At 43.4% G+C, this 8,956-nt stretch carries 6 protein-coding genes and 1 tRNA gene; 3 read left to right on the forward strand and 4 right to left on the reverse strand.

Annotated elements, in window-relative coordinates:
- Positions 1 to 21: 21 nt before the first annotated feature.
- Positions 22 to 2,409: a GNAT family N-acetyltransferase gene (locus K0O23_RS20400; protein WP_219877942.1), complete on the reverse strand. Its 2,388-nt coding sequence runs from the start codon at positions 2,407 to 2,409 to the stop codon at positions 22 to 24.
- A 125-nt stretch (positions 2,410 to 2,534) separates the two neighbouring features.
- Between K0O23_RS20400 and K0O23_RS13445 the strand changes: the two genes are divergently transcribed.
- On the forward strand, positions 2,535 to 2,921 hold the full coding sequence (locus K0O23_RS13445; protein ID WP_219877943.1) for a DUF7793 family protein: 387 nt from the start codon (positions 2,535 to 2,537) through the stop codon (positions 2,919 to 2,921).
- A 61-nt stretch (positions 2,922 to 2,982) separates the two neighbouring features.
- Here the strand turns inward: K0O23_RS13445 and K0O23_RS13450 are convergent, their stop codons facing one another.
- From K0O23_RS13450 to K0O23_RS13460, 3 genes are all read right to left on the reverse strand, one after another.
- Positions 2,983 to 3,417 (reverse strand): response regulator, encoded by a 435-nt coding sequence (locus K0O23_RS13450; protein WP_219877944.1) that lies wholly within the window; start codon positions 3,415 to 3,417, stop codon positions 2,983 to 2,985.
- Between the two features lie 9 nt (positions 3,418 to 3,426).
- Positions 3,427 to 6,342: a PAS domain-containing sensor histidine kinase gene (locus tag K0O23_RS13455; protein WP_219877945.1), complete on the reverse strand. Its 2,916-nt coding sequence runs from the start codon at positions 6,340 to 6,342 to the stop codon at positions 3,427 to 3,429.
- A gap of 302 nt (positions 6,343 to 6,644) precedes the next feature.
- Positions 6,645 to 6,718 (reverse strand) — tRNA-Ile (locus K0O23_RS13460).
- 99 nt (positions 6,719 to 6,817) lie between these two features.
- Here K0O23_RS13460 and K0O23_RS13465 point away from each other — a divergent pair.
- Complete coding sequence (locus K0O23_RS13465) at positions 6,818 to 7,453, forward strand: HAD family hydrolase (RefSeq protein ID WP_219877946.1); 636 nt, start codon at positions 6,818 to 6,820, stop codon at positions 7,451 to 7,453.
- Positions 7,440 to 8,729, forward strand: a complete 1,290-nt coding sequence (locus tag K0O23_RS13470; protein WP_219877947.1) for a site-2 protease family protein — start codon at positions 7,440 to 7,442, stop codon at positions 8,727 to 8,729. The genes K0O23_RS13465 and K0O23_RS13470 overlap by 14 nt, the downstream gene beginning before the upstream one ends.
- The last annotated feature ends 227 nt before the right edge of the window (positions 8,730 to 8,956 follow it).

Raw genomic sequence — 8,956 nt, forward strand, 5'->3', positions numbered from 1 at the left:
AGTTGTTTACATCAAAGTTCGCTACTCTCTTTCAATCAAAAAAGTAGTTTCTATTAATTCCATGGCAAAGTTATCTTTTGCCTGATAATAACCCACTTTAGGCTTTAAGTTTGCCCCAATTCTTTTCTTTTCTACAGATGCCGAAATACCGAAGTTGATGGTAGCACACCCAAGTGCACTGGCCCTGTTTATAACCCGGAATAGCGCCTGCCTGTAAACCCCGTACTCTATCAAATAATCATAGTTCATGCCTATAAGCATAGGGCTGTATACCTTAGCTGCATTCTGATGGCAGAAACACACTGCTACAGGTAAGCTATCAGCCGCATAATCCTCTTTTAGATAAAGCATTATAAACTCCCAGGCCGGATCTTCATTTAGCTCTTTAAAAAGCTTAAACGGAAACAGAAAGTTGTTTATAGCCAGGTTATTACTTTTAACGTTTCTAAAAAGCTTAACCGCATAATCGAGTTCTTCTGCTGTAAGGCTGCCTTTAACTTCTACATTAAAATGATGCTGATTTCGCTTTATTTTCTGTACATAGTGCCGCCTGTTTTTCTGAGAAAGTGACTGCACATACTCAGCTTCTGTCTGGCTGTTTAAGCCCTCTATGGTACAGGAGTCAGGTAAATCGACTTTTGCATAGCCCTGTTCTATCATTATTTCCTGAAGTTCCTGATCTGCGGCATCAAAATCGCGCAACATAATATTGCTTACAACTTCTTTTTCCTGCAGTTCAGATAGCTCGTTCAATAATAGCTTAAGGGCAGGTTTCCAGTTGTCATTATCCCTGTTAAGGTATAGGTGATCACCTTCGGTAAAGAGTGTACCCAGAAAAATGCCTTTGGCCGTAAGATAATACGGGTTAAGTACCCGTTCTTTTTCAATAATCCGTGAAACTGACACCTGGGAGAACATGTCCTCTTTATACAGAGCAATTACAGCACAGGTTATCAGTATTAATTTGCCATGGTTGTCTTCTACCACATAATACCTGAAGTTCCAGTTATTTTCCAGCTCTGCGTTGTCACTAAAGGATCTTTCAAGAAACTGCATTCCACGCCAATCGAACATCCCATTTTTACCCAAGTGGCTGTTCCATGTAGTTTCGGATATACTTTTTACAGAAGTATAGCTTTTTAAACAAAGAGAAGCTTCCTTATTTCTCGGGTCTGTTAATTTAGCATCAGTGGAATTTTCGGGCAGCTTAAATGCTTTCCTGATCTTCGCATCGGTCTGGTCTGTAACTAACAGTGCTTTTCGGAAATTGTAATTTAGTTTTTGTACCATCCTTTCAATATCTTCAAAAGAATTGTTGAGGGATATAGTGATACGGATACCAATATTTTTAGCAGGCACAGCCGGAAAAGTAGCCAGGTTTACATACACACCATCCTGCAAAAGTTGTTGTACCAGGTAGTTGCCCATGTCCATGGTACCTGTACCAATAAAGAAGATAGGGCTATTGTTTTCGTGCACAAGCGGCAGGTTTGTGCTTTTAAGCAGTGTATTGCAGTATGCAATCCTTTTCTGAAGTTCTTCCTGGTAAGTATAAATCTCATTGCTAAGGTGTATCCGGGCAGATGCCAGCGCGGCGCCCAGCGTGGCTGGCTCTATCTGCACCGAAAAGGTAAGTGGTCCGCCAAAGGTGTTTACCTTGTTATACCACTCTTCGTTTGGAAACAACGATAAGCCGCCACAAGCCCCAAACGCTTTGCCCAGGTTCGCAGTGAGTACCATCTTACGGTATAGGCCATCCTCCATCTGGCTCATTACATAACCTGTGCCATGCTTGCCAGCCCAGCTCATGCCATGTGCATCATCTACATACAAGTATAACTGCTCATACTTTTCGGCCAGAGCTATCACTTCTTTTATGGGTGCATAATCACCATACATCGAGTACACACCATCAGCCATGTACCAGATGCGCTCATACTTGTTGCGTTGTTTTTTTATGCGGTCTTCGAGCATCTCCAGGTTGTTATGCCGGATCATTTCAACAGCTATGCCCTGTCCCAGCAGTTTTTTTACAGCTTCCTGTATGCTGGCATGTGCCTGGTGGTCTAGTATAACGAGGTCGGTCTGCCGGATTATCCCCGGGATTGTTGTCTGGTGGGCAAGTGTGCAGTTTTTTGATATGACTACCGGGGCATTGTACATCTCCCGTATCAGGACTTCGAGTTCACTATACAGCGGATTAGACACATACGTGCGCGACATCGGGAACTGCGTACCATAACGCTCAATGGCATCTATAGCTCCTCGTTTTACAGCAGCATGGTGCTCCAGGCCCAGATAACCACAGGTACCAAAATGGAGCACTTTCCGGCCATTAAGTGTAAGCGATTCTCCACTCAACGACTCATCTTCGGCATGCAAATGAATGATACCCTTTTTCTTTGACACAGAAAGTACAGAGTCTACCGTATCTATTATGTGATTATGCCTTATTTTTGCCACTATTTTTAGTATAATTGCTTTTAACGAACACCAGACTTACAAAAGAATGCATTTCACTTTAGCCGTATAATTTGGAAAAGAATTTAAAATCAAAAGAAACCCCTTTTGTCAAGATGTTTATTGTTGACGGCATTCTTCATTTCCGTTATAAGAACATTGAAAACCTTGACCTGGAGGTAGCGAAACAATGCGTTAAAGACCGGTTAGAGTTTACAGGGGAAAAAGATTACCCCTGCCTGATAGATGCTATAACCATAAAGCATTTTACAAAAGAAGCCCGCGATTACTTTGCAAACGAAGGGAATAAAGGTATTATAGCCAGCGCCATTCTTAGCAGCTCAACGGTTATTAAAATGATGGCTAATTTTTACGTTATGGTAAACAAACCAGTAAACCCTACCCGCCTGTTTACAGAAAAAAAGAGTGCTTTAGAGTGGCTGGAACAATACAAAAAATAGTTATTCTTTCCTCTCTTGTCACAAAATTAATAAATCACCTACACTATTCCCGTTGATGGTTTTACGTCGGTGCCACGTAAGAGTCTTGCCGCTTCGGTGCCGCCTTTTTCTTTGCTGCAATATGCTCATAAATCAGGCTTATGTCTTCGTTGGTTATCGGCTTATGCAATAGCCTGGAAACCATGCTGTATGCTGCTGCTTTTATACTGTCCGAAACATCCAGAGATGAGGTAAGCACATAGATGCTGCAATTCGTTTCCACGCCTGGTTTTAGCTTAGCAAGGGCATCCAGAAAATGCCATCCATCCATAAGCGGCATGTTTAGGTCCAGAAAGATCACATCAGGCATGGCAGTATTGTCAAGCTCTGCCATAGTCTCCAGCGCAGCCTCTGCGGAAAGGAACGTTACAACTTCTGTAGTTGCGGTATCAAGGTTTAGTATACTTTGCGTCAGAAAAACGCTTAGGTGATCATCGTCTATGACGAATACTTTCATACTTATAGTTTATGGAATAGAAATCTGGAAACTTGTTCCTACTCCTGTCTTGCTTGTAACGTTTATATTACCACCCATTGCCTCCAGGTGGGTTTTTACCAAGTAGAGACCTATGCCCCTCCCATTCTTATTCTGATGGAACCGTTTATATAGCTTAAAAACATTATCCCTGGCCTTATCCATGTCAAAACCTGAGCCGTTGTCAGAGAAGATGACCAATACTCCTTTATCCGGAATGGCCTGGCACTTAACTTCCACTCTTAGCCTGCGGTCTGATGCCCTATACTTTATTGCGTTGGAAAGCAGGTTGTAAAATATACTGTATAGGTAAGCCTTATTAGCCTTCACCTCTAAGTTATCAGCAATTGTAAGCAAAACCTCCCCATCGCATTTCTTCAGAGACTCTTCCAAAGTAGAGAGGGCCTGCTCTACAACCAGCTTTATACTGATCTTCTCCAGTTCCAGATTGCCATTACCGTCTCGTACGCTCAGAATCGTATTCATATCCTTCAGAACAATATCCAGCTGCTCTACACTTTGTTTCAGGTGAGCAAGCGAAGCGTCATATAATGCGTTATCCTTGCTCACTTTTGAGAGCAGGTTCGCTAAACCTATTGCATTAGCAACCGGAGCCCTTAGGTTATGCGACACAATGTAAGTGAACTGCTGCAGGTCTGTGTTCTGCCGGTTCAAGTCCTGTGTCATTCTAAGCAGATTTTCCTCTGCCTCTTTTTTGTAGGTAATATCTTTCTGTATGGCTACAAATCTTGTAACAATACCATTGTTATCAAATATAGGCGTAGTGTCTATAGAGGCCCAGAACTTCTCACCGGACTTACGGTAGTAGGCTATCATTACGTTAAAGTGAACCCCTTCCTTAAGCTTTTCGCACAGCTTATGCAGGGTTATATTATCTGTTTCTTCGCCTCGCAGCACCTCTCCGGGTTTTCTTCCGGCCAAATCAACAATAGTATAGCCTGTCATTTTGGTAAAGCCTACGTTTACCCACTCCGTCAGTCCATCTGCATTCATAATGATCACGGCATTGTCGGTACCGCTGGCAACCAGCGAAAGCATTTCCAGTTCCTGCTGCGACTTTATTCGCTCTGTTATATCTGTAAGTATGGTAACGAACTTTACAATTTCGCCGTGCTCTCCAAAAACAGGGTTTACCTGCAACGAGAACCAAATTAACTCTCCATCTTTACGGCGGCTGCACACTTCCCTAGAAATAGGCGTACCACGGAGCATTTCGTCTTTTACTGCCTCAAGTGGGTACTCATCTTTATGTTGCGCCTGCAACAACTCAGCGGGTACTGTTCCTAAAGCCTCTTCCAGGCTATACCCTGTAAGCTTTGTAAAGCTGTCGTTTACCCACTCAACTTTACGCGCTGCGTTAGTTATAATAACACAATTAGTTGTGTGCCTTGCTACAAGCGAAAGCTGTTGAAGCTCCCGCTGTGCTTCCACTCTGTCTGTTATATCAACAAAATAGATGGAAAGCCCCTCTTCCGACGGGAAAGCTCTTACACTCAACCACATGCCTAGTTCCGTTGAGTAAGCCTCGAAGTGTACGCTGCTGCCGGTTTGCATGGCGTACCGATAGTTTTTGTAGAAGATATTGGTCGGCGAATCCTGATACAGCTCAAAGAAACTCTTACCTATGAACTCTTCTTTTTTAGACCTAGTAAGGCGCTCAAACTCGCTGTTAGCATACGTATACTTCCAGTCGCGGCCAATGGTACAGAAGGCATCCGTTATACTTTCAAAAATAGTTGTAAGCTTCTTTGCATGCAGCTCCACTGTTTCATGATAGTTTGTTACAGCGGTAATATCCTTAACAATACTATGCACAGCCAGTACTTCGCCATCTACCTTAACAGGTATTTTAGTTATCTCCAGCACCAATTTGCCGGCGCCTTCAAACTCAGATGTAAGTATAAACTTTACAGTTTTTCCGTTAAAGGCATCTTCCAGATAACCGGCGCACATTTCAAGAGCATTTGCCGGGAGAAAATCAAAGACAGGCCTATGCAGGATTTTATATTTAGGAAGCCCAAGAAGGCTTTCCGCAGCCTGGTTAGCTTCAAGTATTATTCCCTCCCGGTTCTCTACTAAAACTGCATCCGGGCTATTATCAAACAAAGACTTGAAGCGCTGCTCACTTTCGATTAGCCGCTGTCTGTTTCTGTACTTATCCGTTACATCGCGTGAACTGGTAACAAGTGCTCTTACAGCAGGATTATGTAACTGATTGCTAAGACTGGTCTCAAGCCGCCGCCACTTCCCATTGGCATGTAGAAACCGGATGTCCGAAATTGTTACTTGCTCTTCTGATTTTAATGCCAGAACAAGTTTTTCCTGGACCATCTCTACATCATCCGGGTGGATTAGAGAAAAGGCATTCACCCCCAGTAAGTTTTCTGCAGGGTACCCAAGTAAACGCTCAGTTGATCCTCCACTATAGGTGAAATGTACATTTTCATCGAACAAGGCAAGCATATCGGTACCATGCTCAACCAAGGCCCTGTGCAGTTCATCTTTCTCCTGTAGCTGCTGTATACCGAGTCTTTGTTCAGTTATATCCCGTCCTACAAAATACAGCATGTTTTTGTTCTCTATCCAGACGCCTGACCAGTACATGTGAACAATATAGCCTCTTTTATGAATGTACCGGTTATTGAAGCTAACCTCATGTGACAGGTTCAGAACCTCGTTAAAAAACAGATTTGTACGCGCTATATCGTCCGGGTGCAGAAAAGAAGAAAAATGCTTACCTGCTAACTCTTCACTTTTATAGCCTAAAATGTGACTAACTGCATCGCTTACAAAAACAAAACAACCGCTGCTATCAACACACCCAAAAATATCGAGTGTAGCATTGATCAGTTTTTCTAATACACCCGGCTTATCAAAAGCAAACATCTGTTACCAATAAAGTAGAAATAAAACAACAATTCTTATTATAGTTATATAAAAGTACTGAAGATTGGCCTTAACAGTTCTTAAATAATCGCTGCAACAAGGGAATCTACTAATTAATTCAAAACGAGGTGCTTTGCTCTCCATTTAATTTATACAGCTAAAATACTATTTATAAAGTTATAATGAAGTATAATGGCTTTTGCATGAACGCAACTAAATTTCGTTAGCTGAAGAGATACAACTGTGGCAGGGAGTAAACAAAAAAGCACTTATCTCTTTTTCAGAAATAAGTGCTTTTATTGTGGGCCCAGCTGGAATCGAACCAGCCACCTACTGATTATGAGTCAGTTGCTCTAACCGAATGAGCTATAGGCCCGTCCCTTGAAGATCGCTAAAAAGGTGCTTTCTTTGATTTGGGAGTGCAATTCTACATATTTGTATTCAAAATTTCAAATCCTAACCAATTATTTTTTTCGTGGAGCTGACAAAAATTAAAAATATCATCTTCGACCTGGGCGGAGTAATCATCAACATAGACTACAACAAAAGTATAGAAGAGCTGCAAAAGCTCTGCAAAGATGACTGCCAGGTGCAGTATAGCCAGAAGGAACAATCCCATTTGTTCGACCTTTTCGAAACCGGCGACAGTACTCCTGAAGATTTCAGAAATGACCTGCGCAAAACTTACCAGATGCGCGACGTTACCGACCAACAGATCGACGATGCCTGGAACGCCATGCTGCTGGATATACCCCAGGAGCGGATCGATTTGCTAAAAGAACTGAGCAAGAAGTACCGCATATTTTTACTAAGCAACACTAACGCCATTCACCTGGAGGCTTTCAACAAGATAGTACAGCGCAGTTTTTCGATACCAAGCCTTGATTCGCTGTTTGAAGAAGCCTATTACTCGCACCTAGTAGGCAAACGCAAGCCGGATGCAGTTATATTTGAGATGATCCTGAACCAGCACAACCTGTCCAAAGACGAAACCTTGTTTATAGATGACAGCATACAGCACATTAAAAGCGCAAAAGAAGTAGGCATACACACGCTGCACTTGCAACCACCACTTACCATCAATGAGTTTTTTGCGGATGAGGCAGTTTAACAAGCAGCAAACGTATGGGCTGCACCTGCTTTTGTTCTGCATTACACTGGTAACTACCACTATTGCCGGAACAGAGTGGACATTTGGCAAACTTTTTTTTATAGATGCAGGAGGCTTTACCTGGACGGGAAGTATAAGCTGGGCTGAGTTTGCTGCAGGCCTATACTTTTCGCTACCTTTTCTGGGTGTGCTTACGGTGCATGAGTTTGGCCATTACTTTACTGCCAGGTATTACCGCACACAGGTTACCCTGCCCTACTACATCCCGCTATGGTTTGGCATTACATCCTCCATCGGAACCATGGGCGCTTTTATCCGGATCAAAAGCCGGATTCTGTCGCGTCAGCAGTTCTTTGATATCGGAATTGCCGGTCCGCTGGCTGGTTTCGTGGTAGCTATACCTTTGCTGTTCTACGCCTTTACCCATTTGCCTGAGCCGGAGTATGTGTTTACCATACACCCAACCTATAAAAAGTATGGCCTGGATTATGCGCAGCATGTTTACCAGAACGGATTCGGAAACCTGGCATTAGGCAAAAACCTGTTGTTTATACTTTTCGAGAAGTATGTGGCAGACCCGGCACTGGTCCCTAACCAGTACGAGATGATGCATTACCCGCTATTGTTTGCAGGGTACCTGGCTTTGTTCTTTACGGCCTTAAATTTATTACCAATAGGCCAGTTGGATGGCGGACATGTGCTATACGGATTGATCGGCTACGAAAAGTTTAACCGTATCTCTCCCATCTTCTTCAGCCTGTTTATACTTTATGCCGGCCTTGGAGTTATATCGCCTTACCGGGAACCGCTGTGGTCGGAAGACCTGCTGGTTATTTTTGCGCCGTTTGCTTACTGGGCTTATTCCAGGTTATTGGATAACCGCCGTTTTGCCATAGCAGCTACTATGGGTATGTTCCTGCTGCAGTACAGCTTATCAGGTTTATTTCCGGCACTGGAAGCATATATCTGGATGTGGCCTTTTTACCTGCTGTACCTGGTTTTTGTGCTGCAGCCCGCCACGCCGCATATAAAGTATACTTTGTACCTGGCAGGAATCGTACTGGCAGCGCAGATGCTTATCGTTAGCTTTTACCCGACAGCCGATGGCTACAGTGGCTGGCTTGTTTTCGGATTACTGTTATCGAGGGTGATGGGTTTGTTTCATCCTTCCAGTATCATCGAGACTCCGATAACGCCGGCGCGCCGTACACTGGGTATACTTGCCTTTGTTATACTTATACTTTGCTTCAGCCCCTCTCCTTTTATTGTAGAGTAATAACAACAGTGCTTCTACGCTCACACCCGCTACAGGGCATCTCTGGGCAGATAAAAGAAGAGGCATCTGGAATAATGCAAAGCTGATTAAACATGAATCATCCCGAACTTTGATTGAGGGATAGATAGAGCATGTTCCAGAGGTTGGCCAGTGCCAATCGGATGCGGTAAAGCGGTGCAGGAGTTTTCCTGCACCGCTTTCCTGTTCTGTGGCAGCCCTTGCGCAGC

The organism is Pontibacter aydingkolensis, assembly GCF_019443125.1.
Taxonomy (GTDB): Bacteria; Bacteroidota; Bacteroidia; order Cytophagales; family Hymenobacteraceae; genus Pontibacter; species Pontibacter aydingkolensis.

Excerpts from the sequence above, each read along its gene's own strand:
- K0O23_RS13470 (WP_219877947.1), top strand. The coding sequence starts at position 7,440 with ATGAGGCAGTTTAACAAGCAGCAAACGTATGGGCTGCACCTGCTTTTG.
- K0O23_RS13455 (WP_219877945.1), bottom strand. The coding sequence starts at position 6,342 with ATGTTTGCTTTTGATAAGCCGGGTGTATTAGAAAAACTGATCAATGCT.
- K0O23_RS13450 (WP_219877944.1), bottom strand. The coding sequence starts at position 3,417 with ATGAAAGTATTCGTCATAGACGATGATCACCTAAGCGTTTTTCTGACG.